Source organism: Stenotrophomonas sp. DR822 (assembly GCF_019793815.1).
GTDB lineage: Bacteria > Pseudomonadota > Gammaproteobacteria > Xanthomonadales > Xanthomonadaceae > Stenotrophomonas > Stenotrophomonas indicatrix.
Genome location: NZ_CP081826.1, coordinates 3,539,177 through 3,563,158, shown reverse-complemented (window position 1 = coordinate 3,563,158; position 23,982 = coordinate 3,539,177). Strand labels below are relative to the sequence as shown.

The window sequence follows — 23,982 nt, the reverse complement described above, 5'->3', positions numbered from 1 at the left end:
GCCGGCCTATCCAGCTATCAAAGACAGTCTGTCAGCCCGTCATAGACGCTCGTGGTCGTACCGGGCAAGGGCGCGTGGATCGCCTCATGCCCGGAACCCACCTGCCAGACCTGCAGGAGCTGCTCCAACCGGGTTCCAGATGCCAGCGGCAGCACGCATGCATAGCTGCCAAGGTCGACATCGATCCGTCCTTCCTTCCGCACCCAGGTATCGCTGCCGGCGAAGGTCCAGATACAGCTTCCGACCACGCCTGTCGCTCGCTCCACCGAACAGCGCAGGCGCATGGCCCAGAGGTTGTAGTACTGCCCCTCGCAAAACGTGTCGCCACAGACATCATCGAACCCGCGCACCAGCATCCGTTCGGCGGCCAGGAACCGCTCCCGGCCTGTCGCTGGGTCGGGATAGTCACGGGCGTCCACGAACGTCGGCGCGGCCTGCGCAGCGCCAACCACCATCAGACCGCAGAGCAGCCATCGTCCCGGGAAAGTGCGCATCAGGCGTCCCTCCCCTGCGCCCGCAGGCAGTCGGCAAGCCCGTCGAACAGCCCATGATCGAGCCCGGGCAGCGGTGCCATCAGCCCATCCGGCGCCTCCAGCGCGGCAAAGAAGGCTTCAACCGGCACCCCGGGCCGCATCTCCACCGGGCAGGTCCAGCGACCGTTGTCCACCTGCACCTGGCCGGTGTCACCCTGCACCACCAGTTCGCTGGCCGCCAGCACCCACACACACCGCTGCACCGTGCCACGATGGGCCAGCACCGCACAACGGAACTCCATCACCCGGTAGTTGCTGTAATCGCCCTCGCAGAAGGTATCGGCGCACACACGGTCGAATGCCTGTGCAAGCGCTCCCTCAAGCGCGTAGGCCCTGTCCCACCCGGCCTCCTGGGTCGGGTAGTGGATCAGGTCGACATGCGTCCCGCGCGCGAGCGCGGCCAGCGGGGCAAGCAACAGCAGGACGCCGCAGCGCCAACGGTTCCAGTTCATGGCAGGTCTCCTCGGTTCAGGGTTCCAGCCTGCCCCGGCCGTCCGGCCGGCCCCATCGGGGAACCCCGTCCTGGCCGGTCGTCGGCCACCGCGACGGCCCGTCGGCGCCCTACCCTGCACAGCGACCGGCAAAGGCATAAAATGGAGAGCTATCCGTCTACATCCCCCACCTGGAGCACACCATGGGTCTGGAACTCGTCTCGCCCGGCAAGAATCCGCCGGAAGAAATCAACGTCATCATCGAGATCCCGAAGGATTCCGAGCCGGTGAAGTACGAAGTGGACAAGGAAACCGGCGCGATCTTCGTCGACCGCATCCTGTCCACCCCGATGCGCTACCCCTGCAACTACGGCTACGTGCCGAGCACCCTGTGCGGCGACGGCGATCCGGCCGACGTGCTGGTGGTGCTGCCGCTGCCGCTGGTCCCGGGTTCGGTGGTGCGCTGCCGTCCGGTCGGCGTGCTGAAGATGAGCGATGAGGCAGGCAGCGACGAGAAGATCCTGGCCGTGCCGGTTTCGAAGATCTTCAGCGGCTATGCCCATGTCGAGGACATCGCCCAGGTGTCGAGCCACTGGCTGGAGCGCATCGGTCACTTCTTCGAGCACTACAAGGACCTGGAGAAGGGCAAGTGGGTCAAGCTGGACGGTTGGGGTGGCGCGGCCGAGGCCAAGCAGATCCTGATCGAAGCGCACCAGCGCCATCTGGACAGCAAGGCCTGAGACTGAACAGCATTGCTCCGGCGCACGGCGTCGGAGCGATGCGGGTCACGTTTCATGACGGCGGCACATCACCTTTGCCGCCGTATTAGGTAAATTGCGTCACTTCACACGTCATCGACATCGACCGTCGAGACAGCCAGGGGAATGTGTCGTGCGTATTCTGCTTGTTGGGGATGCAGCCAGCCTGCCGGCTGAGCTGACCGAATTCATTGCCGATCTTGGGGAAGACTGGCAGCCGTTGACCGCCACCGATGGCCATGCCGCGATGACCGCGGTCGCCACCCAGGGCGTGGACGCGGTGATCGTCTGCCCGCAGTTGCCCGATCTCAACGCGACCACGTTGCTGGGACAGATCCGCACCTTGCGCCCGGAGACCATCCGCATCGCACTGGTCGATGCACAGCACGGCAACCGGCCGCCGCCGGCGCGCCTGATCGGGGTCGCCCATCGCTTCCTGCCACTGCCGCTGGCACCGGAAGTACTGCTGGAAGCATTGACCAGCCTGGAAGAGCTGCGCGACGTGCTGGACAGCCCACGCCTGCGCGATGCCATCGGCCGCATCGAGAAGCTGCCTTCGCCGCCGCATCTTTACCTGAGCCTGACCCAGGCCCTGGAACACGACGACGACGCCGACAGCGCCGATGTCGCCAAGCTGGTCGCCGCCGACCCGGCGATCGCGGCCAAGGTGCTGCAGCTTTCCAATTCGGCGTTCTTCAGCCAGGGCCGCACCATCGCCGACCTGCGCACCGCCGTGACCCGGCTGGGCCTGGCCACGCTGCGTGACCTGGTGCTGGCCAGTGAGGTGTTCTCCGCGCCCACCTTGTCCGGGGCCGAACGCAATTCGCTGCAGCAGCGTGCGTTGATGGCCTCCCGGTTGGCCGCACGCCTGCTGCCCGACTCCAGCGCCGAACTCGGTGCCACCGCCGCCCTGCTGGCCGACATCGGCCTGCTGCTGCCAGGCGTACGCAACGAGCGCAGCGAACCGGAGCCGGCCGATGATGATCGCCCCGGGCATGCCGAAGCCGGCGCCTATCTGCTGGGCCTGTGGGGCCTGCCGATGCCGATCATCGAGGCAGTGGCGTTCCACCTGCAGCCGCAGCGCGCGAACACCCGCAGTTTCTGGGTGACCGGAGCGGTGCACGTGGCACTGGCGCTGGTCAACGGTGACCCGGTGGATGAAGAGTATCTGCAGCGCGCCGGTGTGCTGAACAAGCTGCCGCAGTGGCGCGAGCACGCCAACAGCCTGATGGGGCTGGTGCCGAGCGAGGCCTGACGCACCGCGCCAGGCGAGTGCGGATGGGACGAAAGGCAGGCCAGGTGGCCTGCCTTTTTTCGTTGCGACGGAAGTTCATCCACGCATGGCGTGGATCTACTGGAGACGTGGATCAATCGCTGGTGACCGGGGGTTCGGCGCGCGGCGTGGACAGCCGCGTTGCCCGACCGCACAAACAAGAAGGGCGGACCTTGCGGCCCGCCCTCCTCTTTCTGCTGTCACGCTTCGATGGATCAGAAGCGCTGGGTGTACTTCATGTAGTAGTAGCGACCGATGTCGAAGCCACCGTAGTAGGAGAAGCTCGAGTTCGGCTGGCTGTACATGACCGGGCCTTCGTGGTTGAACACGTTGTTGGCACCGACCGAGACAGTGGCCTGCCACGGCAGGGTGTAACGCACCTGCACATCGTGGAAGGTGTTCGAACCGACCTTGCGGGTCGGCTGGCCCAGGGTATAGGCCGAGTTGAAGTCAGGCAGGTTGCACTCGGTGTCGTAGGAGCACGGCTCCTTCATGCTCGAGTAGTAACGCACGGCCCAGTTGACGCCCAGGTTGCCCAGGCTCCAATCGACATTCAGGTTCGAACGGACGCGGAAGTTCGCACCCCAGTCGCCGGTTGCCCAGCTGGTGTGCTGCTCGACCGGAGTCTCGGCTTCGTTGTCGCGCTTGTACTCGAGGTAGTCGACGTAGGTGGTCTTCCAGTCAACCACGATCTTGCCGAAGGAGAACTCCGGCAGGCGGTACTTGATGCCCAGGTCGTAACCTGCGGTTTCCTGGTAACCACCGTTGATCAGGGTACGGGTAACGTCGACCACCTGGTTGACGGTGCGGCCTTCGGTACCGCGGCTGAAGCGGTCACACGCCGACGCCACGCCCAGCACGTAGCACTGGTTGAGGATCGAGGTCACCGACTCGGCGGCGATCACGTTGTCGATGCGGATCTTCCACCAGTCCAGGCTGACGTCCAGGCCCTGCACGAAGTTCGGGCTGTAGACCAGGCCAGCGGTCCAGGTCTTGGAGGTTTCCGGCTGCAGTTCCGGGTTGGAACCGGACTCGAAGGCGCTGTAGGACTGGGTGCCCGGGCCGGTCGACTGTGCGCCACCGGAGGTGATCTGGCGGAAGTTCGCCGGAACGCCACGGGCGCCGCAGGCTGCGGCAACCGACGGGTTGCGCGACGCCGAACCGAAGCTGCTGTCGCACGGATCGGTGTAGGCGTCGAAGGTCTGCGAGGTGCCGCCGTACATGTTGGCGATGTTCGGCGCGCGGAAGCCCGTCGAATAGGTCGCACGCACCAGCAGGTCGTCGATCGGCTTCCACTTCAGGCCGAACTTGCTGTTGATGGTGTCGCCGAAGGTGTTGTAGTCCGAATAGCGACCGGCCATGTCGAGCGACAGTTCCTTGGCGAACGGCATGTCGGCCAGCACCGGCACGTTCAGTTCGACGTAGAACTCGTCGAGCTTGTAGCTGCCCTTGGTCGGCGCGCCGGCCAGGTCGGTGCTCAGGCCCGACTGCAGCAGTGCATCCGGGTTGTACTCACCGCTTTCCTGGCGGTGCTCGTAACCGGCGGCGATAGCCAGGTCACCGGCCGGCAGCGTGAACAGCGAACCGGAGATGTTGGCGCTGTAAGCCTTGGTGGTGTTGGTGTAGGTGTCGTGGCTCGGCAGGAACAGGTAGGCCTGCAGTGCCGGGTCAGCCAGCGAACCGTTGCCGGTGGAGCCGTACGGTGCGAGCGGGTTCCACGGGGTGCAACCGGCGATCACCTTGCCCGGGGTGCCGCAACGGGCAACGTCGCCATCCATGAAGGACGGGCCGACGGCGTTCTGCACGTTCGGGATGAACAGGTTGCCGGTGCCGGTCTTGACGCCCTTGTTCTGGTTGTAGACGTAGCCCACGTCCCAGTCCCAGAACTTGTCGGCGAACTCGAACGAACCTTCCAGGCCGGCCGAGAAGCGGAAGGTTTCCTGCTCGGATTCGGTCTGGCGCGGGAACTCGGAGGTGCGACGGATGAAGTTCGCGTCCTTGCCCAGCGGGTTGTAGATGCTGTCGGCCGACAGCGGGGTGCCGTAGACCTCGGACTGGTACGGGTAGCCGGCAATCTGCGAGGTCGCGGTGCGCTTGGTGTACAGCACGTTCGCGGTGGCGCGGATGTTGTCGGTCAGGTCGTAGTTGCCGTTGGCAAAGACCGAGCGACGGGTCAGCTTGTTCTGCAGCCACATTTCCTGGCTGGCATTGGTGTAGTCGGCGGTGCCGAACTCACGGAAGTCGCCCATGCCGTTGCCGGCACCGGTATTGGCACGGGTGTACCAGATATCGTCGTTGGCGTCCTTCGGGGTACCCATGTCGTCGATCAGCACGCCCTGGTTCGACGCCGGCGACCAGCCATTGGCATCGTCGTCGGTCGGGAACGGGTGGAAGCGACCGTTCGGGTAGCGGCTGAAGGAACGATCCTTGGCCTTGACCTCGTCTTCCTTGCTGTATTCGGCGCCGAAGGTGATCGAACCGCGCTCACCGGTCTGGCCGTAGACGAAGTTGTAGACCTGCTTCTGGCCGTCGCCCTGGCCGTACTGGCCACCGTAGACGCTGGCTTCCAGGCCGTCGAAGTTCTTGCGGGTGATGATGTTGACCACGCCGGCGATGGCGTCGGAACCATAGATGGCCGATGCACCGTCGGTCAGCACTTCGATGCGTTCCACGACCGAGGTCGGGATCGAGGCCAGGTCGGTGTAGCCGCCGGTGCTGGTGCCCATGCGCTTGCCGTCCAGCAGCACCAGGGTGCGCTCCGGGCCGAGGTTGCGCAGGTCGACGTACTGGCCGCCGACTTCTTCGCCCGAAGACAGGGCGTCGGCGCGGCTGATCGCCGGCGAACCGGTCGCCGACAGGTTCTGCACGATGTCGGCAACGCTGGTGAAGCCCTGCTTTTCAATGTCGGCGCGCTGCAGCGCGATCACCGGCTGCGCGGTTTCCATGCTCGCCTGGCGGATGCGCGAACCGGTGACCGAAATGCGGTCCAGGTCGGTCGTGCCGCCGGCAGCTGCGTCCTGCGCCGAAGCGAAGGACGGTGCCAAGGCAAGCGCAATGCCGGCCGGCAACAAGCCGAGCCGCACCGCAGGAATACGAACGTTCATCAATCTCTCCAAGGTACGTGTTAGTAGCGTGTTAAAACGCCGTAGCACGTTACGATTGCGTTGCAGCGCTGTATTTGCGCGACACAACCGGAGACTTTGCGGAGTGTGGCGGAAGCTGTCCGTCATTCTCGCGGAAGCGTGAGGCGGACTGGCCGTAGCGGGCGCGGAAGGCACGCGCGAAACTGCAGCAGTTGTCAAAACCGCTGGCGGCAGCGACTTCGCCGACCATCATGTCGGTATCGCGCAGCAGGTCGGCCGCACGTTCGAGGCGCAACCGTGCCGAAAGCGACTGCGGGCTTTCCTCGTACAGGCTCTGGAACGTCTTGGAGAGATACCAGCTGGAGAAGTTGGTCAGCTCGGCCAGTTCGCCGATGCGCACCACACGGTGGCTGTTGCCTTCCAGATACAGGCGCGCGCGCTGCATGCGACCAAACACCTGGCGCTTGCGGCTGCGCGAGCGGCCCGGGCAACGCTGTACGTTGTCGGCCAGGCTGCGCTGCAGACCGGCCAGATGCAGCAGCAACGGACGCAGTGCCTGCGCCGGCTGCCCACTGGCCAGGGCGTCACGCCACAGGCGCAGCGCCACCCGCGCATCAGCGCGGTTCATCTGGCCACGACCGGCGTACAGGCCGCAGTCGGCCATTTCGGTCAGCACGCGCAGCGCTTCCACGTTCAGGTTCATGCCCACGCACAAGCCGTTGCGTCCGGCCTGGACCAGTGGCCTGGACTCCTTCTCGAACGCGATCCACTCGCCCTGGCGAAGCCGGAACCGCCCTTCCTTGGCTTCCACCCACGAGGTGCCGCGCACCTGCATCCAGACGCTGAAGCTGGTGCCGGCGGTCTGCAGGCTGCCGAGGCGGGCCACCCCCATGCAGGTCGGCGCGACATCGTCGATCGCCTTGTCCAGGGATACGGTTTGGCCACGATCGGCCAGCGAGAGTTGACGCATAGGGGCACCACGGATTTGCCAAGTACAGGCCTCCGTTTTGCCAAATGAGGTGGCAGCGCGTCAGGAAAGACTGCCGAGATCGCCACGAATTCGCGGCGAGATCGTCACGAAGAAATTACGAAGGCCCTTTCTCGTTCAAGATCAACAGCTTGGAAAATGCCGGGAACAGGGCGGGCGGTTGTTCGGGCAGTCGCATTACGCCGATGTCGGCACCATCGCTGATGGCCAGGGCCAGGTACAGGTTGCTTCCGTCGGCACTGGCGCTCAGTCCATTGCCCGCGCTCAACCGCTGGGCGTCCAGGCAGCGCTCCGCTTCTTCGCGTCCGGACTGGATGCGGACCAGGGTCGTGCCACAGCTGGCACTGCTGCCGAGGTAGTCGATGCTGCCGTTGCCGGCCACCGTCCAGGTCCGGTAGCGCCAGCGGCTGGGTCGGTCCTCACTGACCTGCTGCACGCTGCCGGGGGTCAACGCCGCGTCCACCGACCACAGCCCACCGGCTGCCAGCCGGGTGAACAGCACCCGCCCGGTGCTGCGGTCGAAACGCGCCTGCGACACCCCCTCCAGGCTGGCCAACCGCCGCCATGGCTGCACGCTGCGGTCGAACAGGCTCAAGCGGGTGTGCTGGTCGGCATCACGTTCGACCACCAGCAGCTGCTCCGCGTCTGCGCCGTACAACGCCTGCAATGGCTGATCGGCGGGGACCGGAAGCCGCTGAAGTTGTTCATCGCGCGGTGCGATCTCGTAGACAACCGCTTCGCCATGCTCATCGCGGCCGACCACCAGCAGATGCCGGCTGTCGGCCGACCAGTCCGGCGCCTGCCGTGCCTCTGGCTTCAGTCCTTCGATCGGCCGCAGCGACTCCGGCCGCTGCATGTCGGCCCACCACAGGGCGAAGCTGCCCGAACGATCGGAACTGAACACCAGTTGCCGCCCATCCGGTGCCACCATCGGTTGCCCGTCGCGGCCACTGGAGGCGAACAGGCGCTCACCGGCACCGCCCTGCGCGGGCATCCTGAACACCCCGAACTGCGCGCGCCGATGCACGAACGCCAGCATGTCGCCGCGGCGGGACACTGCCGGCCACTGCGCATCATCGAGCCCGGCGTCGCGCAGCGTGCGGCGCTCGACGTCGAGGTAGTACAGGCGTGCTTCGCTGTCCACGCGGCGACCGAACACGATATGCCGGCCGTCGCCCAGCCACGCCCAACCACGCAGCTCGGCCGATTCGGTGGTCAACTGCTCGGGCGTACCGCCACTGGCAGGCATACGCCACAGGTCGCCCAGCTGAGGGTTGCGGACAAACACCAGCCATCGGCCATCCGGGGAATAGCGCGGGGCGTAGTCGAAATCATCCTCGTCGACCGCGTAATCAAGCGCACGCCATTGGCCGGTGGCCAGATCCAGCACGCGGATGCCGCGATGGGCATAGCGACCGACCATGCTGCCGAAGACCAGGCCACGGCCATCGGGCGTCCAGTCGAAACTGAGCAGCTCGGTGCCGTCGCAGCGCGTGGCCTGGCGCACGGCGCCGCCGGTGGCGCTGGCGATCAGCACCTGGCAGCTGGCATCGGCGCCAAAGCGGGCGAAGGCGATTTCGCGGCCATCGGGCGACCAGTTCGGGAAGCGGTCGCTGGCACCTGCCGGTGGCGATAGCAGCTGGCGCGCGGGGGCATTGCCGGAGGTCTGCACCTTGATGGCGTTGCCGCCGGTGCCATCGTCGTTGGCGCCTTCGTAGGCGACCTGCGATCCATCAGGAGAAAGTGTGGGATAGGTCTCAAAACCGGCCGTTGCGGTAATCAATCGATACGGCCGCTCCGGACTCCCGATCACCCGCGTGCCGTTCTCCACTGCCGCATCCACCGGGGAATTCACCGGCGCCGGGCGGTGCAGCAGCAGTACGCTCAACACCACCAGCGCAAGCAGCATCGCCACGCCCAGTGCCAGCAACAGGCGACGACGCCAACGGCGCCAGCGGCGGCTTCCGCGATCGACCACCGGCGCGCCGCCGGTGGCCACCGCCTCCGGCGCAGGCGGTGGCGATGCGGTCGAGTCCTCTGCAACGGCGATCGCATCGGTCTCGTGGTCCGCCAGCGGTTGCACCGGCACAAGCAGGCGGTAACCGGTCTTGGCGATGGTCTCGATGTAGGCCTGGCCGTTGTCATCGTCGACGCTGAACGCCTTGCGCAGCTGGGTGACAGCCTGGGTCAGCACATCATTGGTCGGCAGCGTGTCCGGCCACACTTCGGCGAACAGCTCGTCACGGGTCACCACCCGCCCCGGCTGCCGCATCAACACGCGCAGCACGCCCAGCGACTTGGGCGTCAAACGGCGTGTACGGCGGGCACCGGCAACTTCAACCTCACGCGAGGACAAAGTAACGATGCACTCGCCGACGCGGACGCGGTCGGATTCAGGCGACTGGATTTCGCTGTTGATCATTCGTTGCTATGGGGCTGAAACAGGCCGCAAACACTGTTCACCATCGATCCCTTCCCATCCTTGGCACAGCAAGAAGCCAGATTCCGCACAAAGCATCGGCGCATACCGCAAAAAAAACGAAGCCTCCGGATATTAGCCTATGCGAGTTACCTCGCCTATCGCGTGGTCGACATCAGGCTCTCTCTCGCCGACGCATTCACATAATACGCATCATCATTCGCGCCCTTCTGGGCGCGATATTTTTATCTGGCGTTCATTTTCAGAAGCGTTTCAGCATGGTCAGGCCAACCAGCCGCGAAACCACCAACGCTACGTACATGACGCCGGAAAACTGCTCCAGCATTACCAGCGCGCGGGCCTGCGGATGCAGCGGCACGACGTCGCTGAGACCCACCCCCGACAATAAGCTGAAGCTCAGATAAAGCAGCTCCATCCACGTGCGCTGCGCCCCGCCATTGGCGCCCTGGAAACTGCCCGGATACCACTGCTGACATACGGCAAAGGTAAAAGCGAATGCCCATGCCAGCAGAGTGAACGTGGCACCGGCGGCGAACAGCTCGTCGCGCGTCACTTTGTGGTCCTGCAGCATGTAAGCGATCAGCGCACCGGCGGTGTAGAAATACAGCAGGCTTTCCAGCAGTTGCGCGGTGATGCCCAGTGCAGGCCGATCAAGCAGGGCCGCCGAAAGGGAAAACACCACCGCCGGGATGGCCAGCACCAACGCCAGCCATGTCCCCAGCGGGCTGCGCTGCACCACCCACAGTGCCAGGCCGAGCACGGCCATGCCGAATACGCCTACTGCCGCGCGCCCGGCAGCGGTTTCGTCCAACGCCGGGTACAGCAGTACCGACAGCAGCTGTGCGCCGAGCAGCCAGGCCGAGGGATGACGGCGGGCGATGGCCAGCCAGCGGGTGGTGACGGCAATGGGCATGGTTGCGTGTCCCCGGGGAACGATGGGGCGAGGATAGCGGCATGTCGGTGAGTTGGGTGACTGGACGGTGCCGGGCATGAGCCGGCACTGCCCATCTGCGATCAGCCCTGCTGGTACACCTCGGCGCCGGCCGCCCGGAACTGCTCGGACTTTTCCTGCATGCCCTTCTCGGCGTACTCGCGCACGTCCTGGGTGATCTTCATCGAACAGAAATGCGGGCCGCACATCGAACAGAAGTGGGCCAGCTTGTGCGCGTCCTTGGGCAGGGTCTCGTCGTGGAATTCCTTGGCCTTCTCCGGGTCCAGGCCGAGGTGGAACTGGTCTTCCCAGCGGAATTCGAAGCGTGCCTTGCTCAGCGCGTTGTCACGCACCTGCGCACCCGGATGCCCCTTGGCCAGGTCAGCAGCATGGGCGGCGATGCGATAGGCCATGATGCCGTCGCGCACGTCCTGCCGGTTGGGCAGGCCCAGATGCTCCTTCGGCGTGACGTAGCAGAGCATGGCAGTGCCGAACCAACCGATCATCGCCGCACCGATCGCGCTGGTGATGTGGTCATAGCCCGGCGCGATGTCGGTGGTCAGCGGACCGAGCGTGTAGAACGGCGCCTCGCCGCACTCGCGCAGCTGCTTGTCCATGTTCTCCTTGATCAGCTGCATCGGCACATGGCCGGGGCCTTCTATCATGGTCTGCACGTCGTGCTTCCACGCAATCTTCGTCAACTCGCCCAGCGTCTCCAGCTCGCCGAACTGTGCCGCATCGTTGGCATCGGCGATGCAACCAGGACGCAGGCCATCACCCAGCGAGAAGGTCACGTCGTAGGCCTTCATGATTTCGCAGATGTCTTCGAAATGGGTGTAGAGGAAGTTCTCCTTGTGGTGGGCCAGGCACCACTTGGCCATGATCGAGCCGCCGCGGCTGACGATGCCGGTAACCCGCCTGGCGGTGAGTGGCACATAGCGCAGCAGCACCCCGGCATGGATGGTGAAGTAGTCCACGCCCTGCTCTGCCTGTTCGATCAGGGTGTCGCGGAAGATCTCCCAGGTCAGCGCTTCGGCGCGGCCGTCGACTTTTTCCAGCGCCTGGTAGATCGGCACCGTACCGATCGCCACCGGCGAATTGCGGATGATCCATTCGCGCGTTTCATGGATGTGCTTGCCGGTGGACAGGTCCATCACCGTGTCGCCGCCCCAGCGGATCGCCCACACCAGCTTTTCCACTTCCTCGGCAATGCCCGAGGACACCGCGCTGTTGCCGATGTTGGCGTTGATCTTGGTCAGGAAGTTGCGGCCGATGATCATCGGCTCGCTTTCCGGGTGATTGATGTTGTTGGGCAGCACCGCACGGCCGCGGGCGATTTCCTCGCGCACGAATTCCGGGGTGATGATCTGCTGGATCGACGCACCGAATGCTTCGCCCGGATGCTGCTGCAGCAGTGCGGCATCGCGGATCGCTTCCAGCCGCTGGTTTTCGCGGATTGCCACGAATTCCATTTCCGGAGTAATGATGCCGCGGCGCGCATAGTGCATCTGGGTGACGTTGGCGCCCGCCCGCGCGCGACGTGGCAGGCTGCGCGCGGGAAAACGCACCGGGTCCAGCTTCGGATCATGTTCGCGCGCGCGGCCGAACGAGGAGCTGAGGCCGTCGAGCTGCTCGGTGTCGTTGCGCTCCTCCACCCAGCCACGGCGCAGTGCCGGCAGGCCCGTAGACAGGTCGATGCGCACGTCCGGATCGGTGTACGGGCCGGAGGTGTCGTAGACGGTGACCGGTGCGTTCTCTTCGCCGCCGAACACGGTCGGCGTGCGGGTCAGCGCGATCTCGCGCATCGGCACCTGCAGGTCCGGGCGCGAGCCAGGCACGTGGATCTTGCGCGAGCCGGGAATGGGCCGGGTCACGGATTCGGAGAGTTGCTGGGCCTGTTGCTGCAGGGCGGAGAGCTGTGCGTTCATCGGGCATCGTCCAGGAAGGTCAGGGACGAAGCGGCGGCGCACTGCACCCGCGCACGGACGGCACCAAGGCGCTCCCTGGGCAGGTTCCGGGTACGGTTGCATTGCAAAGCTTCCCTACGCCGGTATGAGCCGGATCAGGTTCCAAGGGACTATCTCAACCGTGGCCACAAGGCCGCGGTACCCCCGCTTCTTGGTGGGCATTAGAGCATAGAAACCACTCGACCTCCTGCCCGTTCATCCACGCAGGGCGCAGATCTGCCGCACCCGCGTTAACAGAACCGTGACGTCGCATTCAGTAACGTGCACGCGCGCCGCACCGTTGCACGTGGCGCTTTAGCTGCCGCCATCGCGGTGCCTGTCCGGTGCGCGCACACTGCCGCCGGCCTGCTCCCTGCAAGCTTTCGCTCGCTCCCCTCAATCCCTTGATCGGAGAAGCTCCTTCATGGTGTTTCGCATTTCCATCGCACTGGTGCTTGCCCTGGTGCTGCTGGCCGGCCTCGCGCCCGGTCCCTTCAATACTGTCGTGCAGGCGGCGCTGGCTGATGTCATCCGCAGCGTCGGTTGGCTGTACCTGCTGGTGGTGTTCCTGGCGCTGGTGTTCCTGATGTACCTGGCCTTCGGCCGCTTCGGCAACCTGCGCATCGGTGGCGAAGACGCTGAACCCGAATTTTCGCGCGCCAGCTGGATGTCGATGCTGTTCGCCGCCGGCATGGGCATCGGCCTGGTGTTCTGGGGCGCCGCCGAGCCGATCTCGCACTTCACCAAGCCACCTGAAGGCCTTGAACCGCAAAGCATGGATGCCGCGCGTGCATCGATGCGTTATGCGTTCTTCCACTGGGGCCTGCATCCGTGGGCGATCTATGCACTGATCGGCCTGGCGATGGCCTGGTTCCAGTTCAACCGCAATGGACGCGGCCTGGTCAGCGACATGCTGCAGCCGATCATCGGCCGCCACCATCGCGGCTGGATCGGCCGTGTCGTCAACATCGCGGCGGTGGTCGCCACGGCGATCGGCGTGGCGACGACGCTCGGCTTCGGCACCATCCAGATCGCTGCAGGCGTGGAGCGTGTATTTGGCCTGCAGGCGACTGTACCGGTGCAGATGACCATCATCGCCATTGCCTTCGTGCTGTACATGGCCTCGACCGCCAGCGGTGTGGAGCGCGGCGTGAAGTGGCTGTCCAACTTCAACCTGGCACTGGCTGCATTGCTGGCCGCGACCGTACTTGTGCTTGGGCCGACTGGATTCATCTTCGATACGTTCACCACCACGCTGGGTTCCTACCTCAACCAGCTGGTGACCATGAGCCTGCGCATGTCGCCGTTCTCCGGCAGCACGTGGGTGGCCGACTGGACGATCTTCTACTGGGCGTGGTGGATTTCGTGGGCCCCGTTCGTGGGTTCCTTCATCGCGCGCATCTCGCGCGGCCGCAGCGTGCGCGAGTTCGTGATCGGCGTTGTTCTGGCACCGACCCTGCTGGGCTTCTTCTGGTTCGCCGTGTTCGGCGGAACGGCATTGTGGGCGCAGATCTTCGGCCACGCCGACCTTGTGCAGGCACTGGGCAATGGCTATGAGACGGTGCTGTTCACCCTGTTCGACAGCCTGCCGGCGTCGCTGATGCTGTCGGCGGTGGCGTTGGTGCTGTTGATGATCTTCTTCGTGACCTCGGCCGATTCGGCGGTGCTGGTACTGGCCAGCATGTCCACCGACGAAGCCGGAGATCCGCCGCTGAAGCGCAAGCTGGCGTGGGGAATCGCGGTAGCGTTGATTGCGGCGGCATTGCTGCTCGCGGGCGGACTGGATGCGTTGCAGGGCATGATCACGATTGCGGCGTTGCCGTTCGCGCTGCTGATGGTGCTGGTGATGGTGTCGCTGTACCGGGTACTGGACCAGGAATACACGCGCGAGCGGCGGCAGGCGCAGCGCCAGCGGCGCATGATCGATGCGTGGATCGCACGCGAGATGGCGGCGCAGGAAGAGACCCAGGCGGAGGCGGCACGCGCGCAGGATCAGGATTGAGGGTGTTTTGCAGCCAGCGGCTGCACCGCTTTTTTTCAAGCAACTGCAAGTGCAACTTCAAAAGCCAAGGCGGCTCTGAGTTGTTGCTTGCCTGGCAGGGAGGGGACAGATGGCGGGACACGCCGCAAGTACGTCCCTGTAGGCTCGGCCACGGCATCCATGCCGTGGACGGTCCCGCCATCGGCCCCCTCCCCGCCTCCGACAATTTCCCGGTGACGGTTGGTGGATCCACGCCATGCGTGGATGAGGTGTATCGGAAAACAAGGAGGGGTCGGATCCGTTTTCCAAAGGAAAACGGATCCGACCCCAACACACAGCGCGCGGCTGTTGCTGTTGCCTTTGCTTTTGATCTTCTTCTTTCTCTTACTGCGGTGGCGGCCACAGGAAACTGTCCGTGGCCGGGCGGGTGGGTTGGCTGGGGGCGTGAGCCGCATGGATGCGGCGACCGAGCCTACAGGGACGTATTCACGGCGGCCCCCAGACAATCCACCCGCCCGGCCCAACCCAGCATTACGGAATCCACCGCAGAGGGGGCTCAGCCCGGTGGCCGGGAAACCTCAGTAGCCCGCCGCCTGCCCATCCTTGCGGCTCTCCGACGCGCCGTAGTACACGCCGGTTTCCGGATCACGCAGGATCGCCTGGTAACCGCCATACGGACCATCGGCGAATACCACCCGGTGCCCCTTGCGCATCAGCGCCCGCACCGTCTCGTACGGGAACCCGGTTTCCAGATTGACCTCGCCACCATCAGTCATGGCCGTCGCCTGCCCGGTCGGTTCGGTCGATCCCTCATGCTGGATGCGGGGTGCATCACCGGCCTCCTGCAGGTTCATGCCGAAGTCCACCAGGTTCATCACGATCTGTGCGTGCCCCTGCGGCTGCATCGCACCACCCATCACCCCGAAGCTTGCATAAGGCTTGCCGCCCTTGGTGATGAAGGCCGGAATGATGGTCTGGAAGGGACGCTTGCCCGGTGCGTAACCGTTGGGATGGTTCTTCTGCAGCACGAACATCTCGCCGCGATCCTGCAGGATGAAGCCCAGCCCCGGCGGGGCCATGCCGCTGCCCATGCCGCGGTAGTTGGACTGGATCAGTGACACCATCATGCCGTCGGCATCGGCCACGGTCATGTAGATCGTGTCGCCCTCTTCCAGCTGCTTGGGCGTACCCGGCTGTACTTCCTTCAGCGCCTTGTCCATCGAGACCAGCGCGCGACGCTGCGCTGCGTACTCCTTGGAGATCAGCTTCTGTACCGGCGCCGGCTGGAAGGCCATGTCGGCGTAGAAGCGCGCACGGTCGGCGAAGGCCAGCTTCTTGGCTTCCACGAACAGATGCACGTGCTCGGGTGAGCCGAACGGAATCTTCGAGAAGTCGTAGCCTTCCAGTACGTTGAGGATCTGCAGCGCGGCGATGCCCTGGCTGTTGGGCGGCAGTTCCCACAGGTCGTAGCCGCGGTAGTTGCTGCTGACCGGCTCGACCCACTCGCCATGATGGTCGGCCATGTCCTGGTAGCTCAGGTAGCCACCGTTCTTCTTGAAGTAATCGCCGATGGTGCGGGCGATGTCGCCCTTGTAGAAAGCATCACGGCCGCCGTCGGCGATCTTCTGCAGGGTGTCGGCAAGGTTGGGGTTCTTCCACATCTCGCCCTTGCGCGGCGCGTGGCCATCGATCGTGAACTGTTCCTTGAAACCCGGATACTGCGACAGCTTCGGCACCGAGCGATCCCAGTAATAGGCAATCACTTCGGCAACGGGATGACCATCGCGTGCGTAGCGGATGGCCGGGGCCAGGTTGTCGGCCATCGGCTTGCGGCCGAAGCGCTCGTGCAGCGCGAACCAGCCATCAACCGCGCCCGGCACCGATACCGGCAGCGGGCCGGTCGCGGGGATCTCCTTCAGGCCACGACGCTGGAACTCGGCCAGGGTGAGCGACTTCGGTGAACGGCCCGAGCCGTTGTAGCCGTAGAGCTTCTGCGTCTTCGGGTCCCACACGATGGCGAACAGGTCGCCGCCGACGCCATTGCCAGTCGGCTCCATCAACCCCAGCGCTGCGTTGGCCGCAATGGCGGCATCGACGGCCGAGCCACCGGCCTTCATCACGTCCAGCGCGATCTGGGTAGCCAGCGGCTGCGAGGTGGCGGCCATCGCATGCGGGGCGATCACCTCCGAACGGGTGGCGAAGGTGTGGCCGGTAATGCGGTCGGCGGCCTGGGACAGCATGGGCACGGCAGCCAGCACGGCAGCAGCCAGCAGGGAACGGGCAAGACGTCGGGACACGGTCAGGTTCCGAGGGAAGGGGTGGTGACCCGATCTTCGCCGCTACCGCGACCGGGGGCCATCGGGCATAGGTCATGGGGCGCTTCATGGAGCCACGGGCGCCATTGCCACGAACGCATCGCAATGCGCGCCGAACCTCCCGCGGCACCTGAGGGCGCTGCACTCCCCGGCGAGCGCAGCTGGTATCGCCGGAATCCGCGCAAAAAACCCGTTGAAAAGAGTGAATTCGGGTTCACCGAAACACTTTCAGCAGCAACCATCCTTGTGCCACAAGCGATTGCACTGCATGCAGCGGAAACTGACGGAAATAGTGCTGCGAGGGTTGACACGGCGGAAATGGCTGTGGTTTTCTCGATCACATGTTGCATCACAACACACCACCGCGAACCCATATCGAAGCCGCCGATACCGGCGCTGCCTCGCTGCGTTCGATTCTTGTGCTCGTACTTATTACCCAACCAACAGGTGCGGGACGAGCCAGCGTGTAAGCAACAAACACACCGGAACTCTTCAAAAACCCGCACCCCCCCAGGTGCGGGTTTTTTCATTTCAGGACCTGGTTTCAGACGCAACCACCATGACCACCGCCCATCGCACAACCCAGACCTGCTGCACCACGAACTCTCGTGGTGGCAGTACCTGTGCGATGCGCGGCGCTGCCCTCCCCACTTTTCCCTGACCGGCCGGTACGTCGCTTCGACTGCCGGCCGTCTTTTTTCTTCCCACCCGCAAGGAACCTCCCCCATGAGCACCAACGAACTGCCCCAGACCAAGATCGCCGTCATCGGCTACGGCAGCCAGGGACGCGCGCACGCGCTGAACCTGCGTGAATCCGGCTTCGATGTGGTGGTAGGCCTGCGTCCGGGCGGCCCCACCGAGGTCAAGGCACAGGCCGATGGCTTCACCGTGAAGGCACCGGCCGATGCGGTGAAGGATGCCGACCTGGTCGCGGTACTGACCCCGGACATGGTGCAGAAGAAGCTGTACGAGGACGTGCTGGCGTCGAACATGAAGCAGGGCGCGGTGCTGCTGTTCGCGCATGGTCTGAACGTGCACTTCGACATGATCAAGCCGCGCGAAGACCTGGACGTCGTGCTGGTCGCACCGAAGGGCCCTGGTGCGCTGGTCCGTCGCGAATATGAAATCGGCCGCGGTGTGCCATGCATCTGGGCGGTCTACCAGGACAAGAGCGGCAAGGCCGCCGAGTACGCGCTCGCCTATGCGGCCGGCCTGGGTGGTGCGCGCGCCAACCTGATCCAGACCACCTTCAAGGAAGAAACCGAAACCGATCTGTTCGGCGAGCAGGCGGTGCTGTGCGGCGGCGCTTCGGCACTGGTGCAGGCGGGCTTCGAGACGCTGGTCGAAGCCGGTTACCAGCCCGAAATCGCCTACTACGAAGTGCTGCACGAACTGAAGCTGATCGTCGACCTGTTCTACGAAGGCGGCATCTCGCGGATGCTGGAGTTCATCTCCGAGACCGCGCAGTACGGCGACTACGTCAGCGGCCCGCGGGTGATCGACGCCGGTACCAAGGCGCGCATGAAGGAAGTGCTGAAGGACATCCAGGACGGCACCTTCACCAAGAACTGGGTGGCCGAGTACGAAGCGGGCCTGCCGAACTACAACAAGTTCAAGCAGGCCGACCTGGAGCACCCGATCGAGAAGGTAGGCAAGGAACTGCGCGCCAAGATGGTCTGGTTGCAAGGTCAAGCCGCGTAACAACGCGGCACCCCCACCCGCTCTGCAAGGTTCCCCCATGAACTCTCCCACACACCGCAGCGCGCCGCCCAACGGCGCGCGCTGGCTGACCCAGGCGCTGGAGGCCGAGGGTGTCCGTACGCTGTTCGGCTATCCGGGCGGCACCATCATGCCGTTCTACGACGCGCTGGTGGATTCGTCGCTGAAGCACATCCTGGTGCGCCATGAGCAGGGCGCTGCACTGGCCGCCAACGGCTTTGCGCGCGCCAGTGGCCAGGTCGGCGTCTGCGTGGCGACCTCCGGGCCGGGCGCCTCGAACCTGGTCACCGGCATCGCCGATGCGATGCTCGATTCGGTGCCGATGGTCTGCATCACCGGCCAGGTCGCCACGCCGCTGCTGGGCACCGATGCGTTCCAGGAACTGGACGTGTTCGGCCTGACGATGCCGATCGTCAAGCACAGCTGGCTGGTGCGCAGCGTCGATGACCTGCCGCGCGTGGTGGCCGATGCTTTCCGCATCGCCCGCGAAGGCCGTCCCGGCCCGGTGCTGATCGATCTGCCCAAGGACGTGCAGCTGGCCGATGCCAGCCACCTGCCGGCGCATGTGCCGGCCAATGTGGAACCGCCGCCAGCCCCTGCCGACGCGGCCATCGCCGAGGCCATCGCGGCGCTGGCGGCGGCCGAGAAGCCGGTGGTCTACGCCGGTGGTGGCATCGCCCTGGGCGATGCCGTGCAGGACCTGCGCGAATTCGTCGAAGCCAGCGCCACCCCCACCGTGATGACCCTGCGTGGGCTGGGCGCGCTGCCTCCCCAGCACCCGCAGTCGCTGGGCATGCTGGGCATGCACGGCACCCGCGCGGCGAACATGGCCGTGCAGGAAAGCGATCTGCTGCTGGTGCTGGGTGCGCGCTTCGATGATCGGGCGACCGGCAAGCTGGCCGAGTTCGCACCGTTTGCCCGCGTGGTGCACATCGATGCCGATGCGTACGAGATCTCCAAGCTGCGCAGCGCCGATGTCGCCGTGCCCGGCAACGTCGGCCACGCCATCCGCGCCCTGCGTGCGGCCTTCCCCTCCCCCAAGGCCCACCAAGACGCATGGCGCAAGCGCTGCGCACAGCATCGCGATCGTTTCGCCGCGCGCTACGACGCACCCGGCCAGCACATCTACGCCCCGGCGCTGCTGAAGCGCCTGAGCGAACTGGCGCCGGCCGATACGGTGGTCGCCTGCGACGTCGGCCAGCACCAGATGTGGGTTGCGCAGCACTGCCGCTTCACTCATCCGCGCAACCACCTGACCAGCGGCGCACTGGGCACGATGGGCTTCGGCCTGCCGGCGGCGATGGGCGCGCAGTTCGCCTGCCCCGAGCGCACGGTGGTGCTGGTGTCCGGCGATGGCAGCTTCATGATGAACGTGCAGGAGCTGGCGACCATCGCCCGCTGCCGCCTGCCGGTGAAGATCATCCTGCTGGACAACAGTTCGCTGGGCATGGTGCGGCAGTGGCAGGAACTGTTCTTTGCCGAGCGTTACAGCGAGATCGACCTGTCCGACAACCCGGACTTCGTCGCCCTGGCCAAGGTGTTCGGCATCGCGGCCACGCGCATCGACGCACGTGATGACGTCGAAGGTGGCCTGGCCGCGCTGCTGGCCGAACCTGGCCCGGCCCTGCTGCACGTGGCCATCGATGCACGCGCGAACGTGTGGCCGCTGGTACCGCCCAATACCGCCAACAGCACCATGCTGGAAAGCAACCCTGCACATGCACGCCAGGAGATCCCCAATGCAATACCGGCTTGACCTGGTGCTGCAACCGGCCGAGGGCGCGCTGCTGCGCGTGATCGGCATGGCCGAACGCCGTGGTTTCGCACCGCGCGCGATCACCGGTGCGCCGGTGGCCACCGATGATGGCCGTTGGCACCTGCAACTGGTGGTGGACAGCCAGCGCCCACCGGAAACGCTGTGCCGGCAGATGGAAAAGATCTACGACTGCGTTTCGGTGCAGATGACCGCACTGGAAGGAGCATCCGCATGAACGCCCGTACCGTATGCAACACGGTGCCGGTACGGAGGCGTCTTCTTCGCCGCCCGTACCCGCATGCGGTGGTCGGCAACACCCTGCTGGTGGCCCATGCCGGCCGCTGACGCCAGCAAGGAAAGCGATGTCGGCGACGTAACCGTTGCCGACGTACTGGCCGCGCAGGCCCGCCTGCGCCGCTTCCTGCCGCCTACACCGCTGCATCATGCCGAGCGCTTCGGCACCTGGCTGAAGCTGGAAAACCTGCAGCGCACCGGCTCGTACAAGGTGCGCGGCGCACTCAATGCCCTGCTGGCCGCCCGCGAACGTGGCGATACCCGGCCGGTGATCTGCGCCTCGGCGGGCAATCACGCCCAGGGCGTAGCCTGGGCCGCCTATCGCCTGGATGTGCCGGCCATCACCGTGATGCCGCATGGCGCACCGGCCACCAAGATCGCTGGCGTCGCCCATTGGGGTGCAACGGTGCGCCAGCACGGCAACAGCTATGACGAGGCCTATGCCTTCGCCGTTGAACTGGCGCAGCGTCATGGCTATCGCTTCCTGTCCGCCTTCGACGATGCTGATGTCATCGCCGGCCAGGGCACCGTCGGCATCGAGCTGGCCGCACACGCGCCGGACGTGGTGATCGTACCGATCGGCGGTGGCGGCCTGGCATCCGGCGTCGCCCTGGCGCTGAAATCGCAGGGCGTGCGCATCGTCGGCGCGCAGGTCGAGGGAGTCGATTCGATGGCCCGTGCGATCCGCGGCGACGTGCGCGAGATCAATCCTGTGCCGTCGCTGGCCGATGGCGTGCGGGTGAAGATCCCCGGTTTCCTGACCCGTCGCCTGTGTACCTCGCTGCTGGACGACGTGGTGATCGTGCGCGAAGCCGAGCTGCGCGAGACCCTGGTGCGGCTGGCATTGGAAGAACACATCATCGCCGAAGGCGCCGGTGCGCTGGCACTGGCCGCCGGCCGTCGCGTCGCTGGGCGCCGCAAGTGCGCGGTCGTCTCCGGCGGCAACATCGACGCCGGCGTGCTCGCCGGCCTGCTCACCGACATCCGTCCACGCCCGCCACGCAAGCCGCGCCGGCGCCGGGCAGAAACCCCGCGCTCGCCCGGCAAGGCGACCGCCACCGCTTTTCCCACGCCTTCCCCTTCCCCCCTGCAAGCCGTCGCACCCGCTGTCGAGGAGATTTCCCTGTGACCACCATCGAACGAATTACCACCCCGCGCATCCGCATCTTCGACACCACCCTGCGTGACGGCGAGCAGTCCCCCGGCTGCAGCATGAGCCCGCCGCAGAAGCTGGTGATGGCGCGTGCGCTGGACGAACTGGGCGTGGACATCATCGAGACCGGCTTCCCGGCCAGCTCGCAGTCCGACCGCGAAGCGATGGCCCTGATCGGCCGCGAACTGCGCCGCCCGAGCCTGAGCCTGGCGGTGCTGTCGCGCTGCCTGCAGGCCGACATCGAAACCTCGGCGCGTGCGCTGGAAGCCGCTGCCAACCCGCGCCTGCATGTGTTCCTGTCGACCAGCCCGCTGCACCGTGAGCACAAGCTGCGGATGACCCGTGAGCAGGTACTGGAATCGGTACGCAGGCACGTAGCACTGGCCCGCTCCTACATCGATGACGTGGAGTTCTCCGCCGAGGACGCCACCCGCACCGAACTGGACTACCTGATCGAGGTCTCGCGCGTGGCGATCGCTGCCGGCGCCACCACCATCAACCTGCCCGACACCGTCGGCTTCACCACGCCGGAAGAGATCCGCACGATGTTCCAGCAGGTCATCGCTGGCGTCGCCGATGTGCCGAACGCAGCCAACGTGATCTTCAGCGCCCACTGCCACAACGACCTGGGCCTGGCCGTGGCCAACTCGCTGGCCGCCATCGAAGGCGGCGCGCGCCAGGTCGAATGCACCGTCAACGGCATCGGTGAGCGCGCCGGCAACTGCTCTCTGGAAGAGATCGCGATGGTGCTGAAGGTGCGCCAGGCTTTCTACGAGCAGGACACCGCCATCGACACCCCGCGCATCGTCGGCACCTCGCAGCTGCTGCAGCGCCTGGTCGGCATGCCGGTACAGCGCAACAAGGCCATCGTGGGTGCCAATGCCTTCGCCCATGAGTCGGGCATCCACCAGCACGGCATGCTGCGTCACCGCGGCACCTACGAAATCATGCGTCCGGAAGACGTGGGCTGGGAAGATTCGCAGATGGTGCTGGGCCGCCACAGTGGCCGCGCCGCCGTCGAAGCCCGCCTGCGCGCACTGGGCTTCTGGCTGGAAGAAGACGAGCTGAAGCTGGTGTTCGAGCAGTTCAAGGGGCTGTGCGAGCAGCAGCGCGTTGTCACCGATGCCGACCTGCAGACGCTGATGCAGGGCGGCTCCAATGCCCAGGGCTACCGTCTGGCCTCGATGACCATCAGCGATGTCGGCAGCCGCGCCAACGCGCTGGTCGAACTGTCCGACCCGGACGGCAACCGCGTGGCCGAGACCGCGCAGGGCGACGGCCCGGTCGATGCGCTGTTCGGCGCGTTGTCGGCCGCCACCGGCGTGCAGCTGATGCTGGACAGCTACCACGTGCACAGCGTCGGCATCGGCGCCGACGCGCGTGGCGAGGCCAACCTGAGCGTGCGCCACGAGGGTGTGGAGTACGACGGCACCGGTACCAGCAAGGACATCATCGAAGCGTCCGCGCTGGCCTGGCTGGACGTGGCCAACCGCCTGCTGCGCCAGCGCCAGGCCAACGCCGGCATCAGTACTGAATCACCTGCCACCGCCACCGCCTGAGGAATGTGAGATGAGCGCCTTCGACACCGCGACCACCCCCAGCAGCGCCGGCCAGCAGTGGAATGCCCAGGACTATGCGATCGATGCCGGCTTCGTGCCGACCCTCGGTGGCGCCGTAGCGCGCCTGCTCGATGCGCGTGCCGGCGAGCGCATTCTCGACCTGGGGTGTGGCGATGGCGTGCTCACCACCGAACTGGCCCTCAGCGGCGCACACATGCTGGGCGTCGATGCCTCGCCGGAAATGGTGATCGCCGCGCGTGCGCGGGGCGTCGATGCGCAGGTGATGGACGGCCACGCCCTGTCCTTCGACGGTGTGTTCGATGCGGTGTTCAGCAACGCCGCCCTGCATTGGATGCCCGACCCGGATCGCGTGCTGGAGGGCGTGCGCCGCGCCCTGCGCCCCGGCGGGCGCTTGGTCGCCGAGTTCGGCGGCCATGGCAACGTGGCCACGATCACTGCCGCCGTGCAGGCCGCGCGCGTCGCCCATGGCCATGGTGCCAGCGCATTCCAGTGGTACTTCCCCACCGCCGATGCCTACGCAGACCGCCTGCGCCAGCATGGCTTCCAGGTGCAGCTGATCGAATGCCTGCCGCGCCCGACCGCGCTGCCGACCGGCGTTGCCGGCTGGCTGCGGGTATTCGCCGCTCCACTGCTGGACGACCTGCCAGCCGAGGCGCGCGCCACGGTACGCGATGCCGCCACGGCCCTGCTGGCCGACCTGCCGCGCAATGCCGCCGGCCAGCCGCTGGCCGACTACGTGCGCCTGCGCGTGCTCGCGCGGCGCCGCTGACCTGCTCCTGTTACTTTCTCTTCGATGCCCGT

17 protein-coding genes and 1 riboswitch are annotated in these 23,982 nt (G+C 65.8%); of the genes, 9 read left to right on the top strand and 8 right to left on the bottom strand.

Annotated elements, in window-relative coordinates; all coding sequences use genetic code 11:
- Positions 1-17: 17 nt before the first annotated feature.
- A complete protein-coding gene (locus K5K93_RS16265; RefSeq protein WP_222388419.1) occupies positions 18-494 on the bottom strand; it encodes a hypothetical protein in 477 nt (158 codons plus the stop codon).
- Positions 494-985, bottom strand: coding sequence for a hypothetical protein (locus K5K93_RS16260; RefSeq protein ID WP_222388418.1), 492 nt, complete (start codon positions 983-985; stop codon positions 494-496). The genes K5K93_RS16265 and K5K93_RS16260 overlap by 1 nt, the downstream gene beginning before the upstream one ends.
- A 182-nt stretch (positions 986-1,167) precedes the next feature.
- Here K5K93_RS16260 and ppa point away from each other — a divergent pair, with 182 nt between their 5' ends.
- Both ppa and K5K93_RS16250 read left to right on the top strand, forming a co-directional pair.
- On the top strand, positions 1,168-1,704 hold the full coding sequence (gene ppa / locus K5K93_RS16255; protein WP_005410935.1) for an inorganic diphosphatase: 537 nt from the start codon (positions 1,168-1,170) through the stop codon (positions 1,702-1,704).
- Positions 1,705-1,855: 151 nt separating this feature from the next.
- The gene (locus K5K93_RS16250) at positions 1,856-2,977 is read left to right on the top strand and encodes an HDOD domain-containing protein (protein ID WP_222388417.1); all 1,122 of its coding nucleotides are present in this window, start codon (positions 1,856-1,858) and stop codon (positions 2,975-2,977) included.
- A gap of 233 nt (positions 2,978-3,210) precedes the next feature.
- On the opposite strand, the gene K5K93_RS16245 is transcribed toward K5K93_RS16250, so the two are convergent.
- The 5 genes from K5K93_RS16245 to thiC all read right to left on the bottom strand — a co-directional run bounded on the left by K5K93_RS16245 (position 3,211) and on the right by thiC (position 12,365).
- Positions 3,211-6,099 carry a TonB-dependent receptor gene (locus tag K5K93_RS16245; protein WP_177176989.1) on the bottom strand — a complete coding sequence of 963 codons (2,889 nt, stop codon included), beginning with the start codon at positions 6,097-6,099 and terminating at the stop codon, positions 3,211-3,213.
- A 49-nt stretch (positions 6,100-6,148) separates the two neighbouring features.
- Positions 6,149-7,048, bottom strand: coding sequence for a helix-turn-helix transcriptional regulator (locus K5K93_RS16240; RefSeq protein WP_025874158.1), 900 nt, complete (start codon positions 7,046-7,048; stop codon positions 6,149-6,151).
- A 115-nt stretch (positions 7,049-7,163) separates the two neighbouring features.
- Entirely contained in the window at positions 7,164-9,488 is a 2,325-nt protein-coding gene (locus K5K93_RS16235) for a winged helix-turn-helix domain-containing protein (protein ID WP_222388416.1), read from the bottom strand.
- Positions 9,489-9,747: 259 nt separating this feature from the next.
- Positions 9,748-10,419 (bottom strand): ion channel, encoded by a 672-nt coding sequence (locus tag K5K93_RS16230; RefSeq protein ID WP_093817951.1) that lies wholly within the window; start codon positions 10,417-10,419, stop codon positions 9,748-9,750.
- A 101-nt stretch (positions 10,420-10,520) separates the two neighbouring features.
- On the bottom strand, positions 10,521-12,365 hold the full coding sequence (gene thiC / locus K5K93_RS16225; protein WP_222388415.1) for a phosphomethylpyrimidine synthase ThiC: 1,845 nt from the start codon (positions 12,363-12,365) through the stop codon (positions 10,521-10,523).
- A 93-nt stretch (positions 12,366-12,458) separates the two neighbouring features.
- Positions 12,459-12,560, bottom strand: a riboswitch (TPP riboswitch).
- Positions 12,561-12,807: 247 nt separating this feature from the next.
- Between thiC and K5K93_RS16220 the strand changes: the two genes are divergently transcribed.
- On the top strand, positions 12,808-14,385 hold the full coding sequence (locus K5K93_RS16220; protein ID WP_222388414.1) for a BCCT family transporter: 1,578 nt from the start codon (positions 12,808-12,810) through the stop codon (positions 14,383-14,385).
- Positions 14,386-14,942: 557 nt separating this feature from the next.
- Here the strand turns inward: K5K93_RS16220 and ggt are convergent.
- Positions 14,943-16,604, bottom strand: coding sequence for a gamma-glutamyltransferase (gene ggt, locus K5K93_RS16215; protein WP_093818215.1), 1,662 nt, complete (start codon positions 16,602-16,604; stop codon positions 14,943-14,945).
- Between the two features lie 801 nt (positions 16,605-17,405).
- Here ggt and ilvC point away from each other — a divergent pair.
- The 6 genes from ilvC to K5K93_RS16185 all read left to right on the top strand — a co-directional run bounded on the left by ilvC (position 17,406) and on the right by K5K93_RS16185 (position 23,950).
- Positions 17,406-18,380: a ketol-acid reductoisomerase gene (gene ilvC, locus K5K93_RS16210; protein WP_025874152.1), complete on the top strand. Its 975-nt coding sequence runs from the start codon at positions 17,406-17,408 to the stop codon at positions 18,378-18,380.
- A gap of 37 nt (positions 18,381-18,417) precedes the next feature.
- On the top strand, positions 18,418-20,154 hold the full coding sequence (gene ilvG, locus K5K93_RS16205) for an acetolactate synthase 2 catalytic subunit (protein ID WP_222388413.1): 1,737 nt from the start codon (positions 18,418-18,420) through the stop codon (positions 20,152-20,154).
- Entirely contained in the window at positions 20,138-20,389 is a 252-nt protein-coding gene (locus K5K93_RS16200; protein ID WP_093817954.1) for an ACT domain-containing protein, read from the top strand. Before ilvG ends, K5K93_RS16200 begins: the two co-directional genes overlap by 17 nt.
- A gap of 96 nt (positions 20,390-20,485) precedes the next feature.
- A complete protein-coding gene (locus tag K5K93_RS16195; RefSeq protein WP_025874149.1) occupies positions 20,486-21,577 on the top strand; it encodes a threonine dehydratase in 1,092 nt (363 codons plus the stop codon).
- On the top strand, positions 21,574-23,160 hold the full coding sequence (locus K5K93_RS16190; protein ID WP_025874148.1) for a 2-isopropylmalate synthase: 1,587 nt from the start codon (positions 21,574-21,576) through the stop codon (positions 23,158-23,160). The genes K5K93_RS16195 and K5K93_RS16190 overlap by 4 nt, the downstream gene beginning before the upstream one ends.
- A gap of 10 nt (positions 23,161-23,170) precedes the next feature.
- A complete protein-coding gene (locus K5K93_RS16185; RefSeq protein ID WP_222388412.1) occupies positions 23,171-23,950 on the top strand; it encodes a class I SAM-dependent methyltransferase in 780 nt (259 codons plus the stop codon).
- The last annotated feature ends 32 nt before the right edge of the window (positions 23,951-23,982 follow it).

Excerpts from the sequence above, each read along its gene's own strand:
- K5K93_RS16265 (WP_222388419.1), bottom strand. The coding sequence starts at position 494 with ATGCGCACTTTCCCGGGACGATGGCTGCTCTGCGGTCTGATGGTGGTT.
- K5K93_RS16260 (WP_222388418.1), bottom strand. The coding sequence starts at position 985 with ATGAACTGGAACCGTTGGCGCTGCGGCGTCCTGCTGTTGCTTGCCCCG.
- ppa (WP_005410935.1), top strand. The coding sequence starts at position 1,168 with ATGGGTCTGGAACTCGTCTCGCCCGGCAAGAATCCGCCGGAAGAAATC.
- K5K93_RS16245 (WP_177176989.1), bottom strand. The coding sequence starts at position 6,099 with ATGAACGTTCGTATTCCTGCGGTGCGGCTCGGCTTGTTGCCGGCCGGC.
- K5K93_RS16240 (WP_025874158.1), bottom strand. The coding sequence starts at position 7,048 with ATGCGTCAACTCTCGCTGGCCGATCGTGGCCAAACCGTATCCCTGGAC.
- K5K93_RS16235 (WP_222388416.1), bottom strand. The coding sequence starts at position 9,488 with ATGATCAACAGCGAAATCCAGTCGCCTGAATCCGACCGCGTCCGCGTC.
- K5K93_RS16230 (WP_093817951.1), bottom strand. The coding sequence starts at position 10,419 with ATGCCCATTGCCGTCACCACCCGCTGGCTGGCCATCGCCCGCCGTCAT.
- thiC (WP_222388415.1), bottom strand. The coding sequence starts at position 12,365 with ATGAACGCACAGCTCTCCGCCCTGCAGCAACAGGCCCAGCAACTCTCC.
- K5K93_RS16220 (WP_222388414.1), top strand. The coding sequence starts at position 12,808 with ATGGTGTTTCGCATTTCCATCGCACTGGTGCTTGCCCTGGTGCTGCTG.
- ggt (WP_093818215.1), bottom strand. The coding sequence starts at position 16,604 with ATGCTGTCCCAGGCCGCCGACCGCATTACCGGCCACACCTTCGCCACC.
- ilvC (WP_025874152.1), top strand. The coding sequence starts at position 17,406 with ATGAGCACCAACGAACTGCCCCAGACCAAGATCGCCGTCATCGGCTAC.
- ilvG (WP_222388413.1), top strand. The coding sequence starts at position 18,418 with ATGAACTCTCCCACACACCGCAGCGCGCCGCCCAACGGCGCGCGCTGG.
- K5K93_RS16200 (WP_093817954.1), top strand. The coding sequence starts at position 20,138 with ATGCAATACCGGCTTGACCTGGTGCTGCAACCGGCCGAGGGCGCGCTG.
- K5K93_RS16195 (WP_025874149.1), top strand. The coding sequence starts at position 20,486 with ATGCCGGCCGCTGACGCCAGCAAGGAAAGCGATGTCGGCGACGTAACC.
- K5K93_RS16185 (WP_222388412.1), top strand. The coding sequence starts at position 23,171 with ATGAGCGCCTTCGACACCGCGACCACCCCCAGCAGCGCCGGCCAGCAG.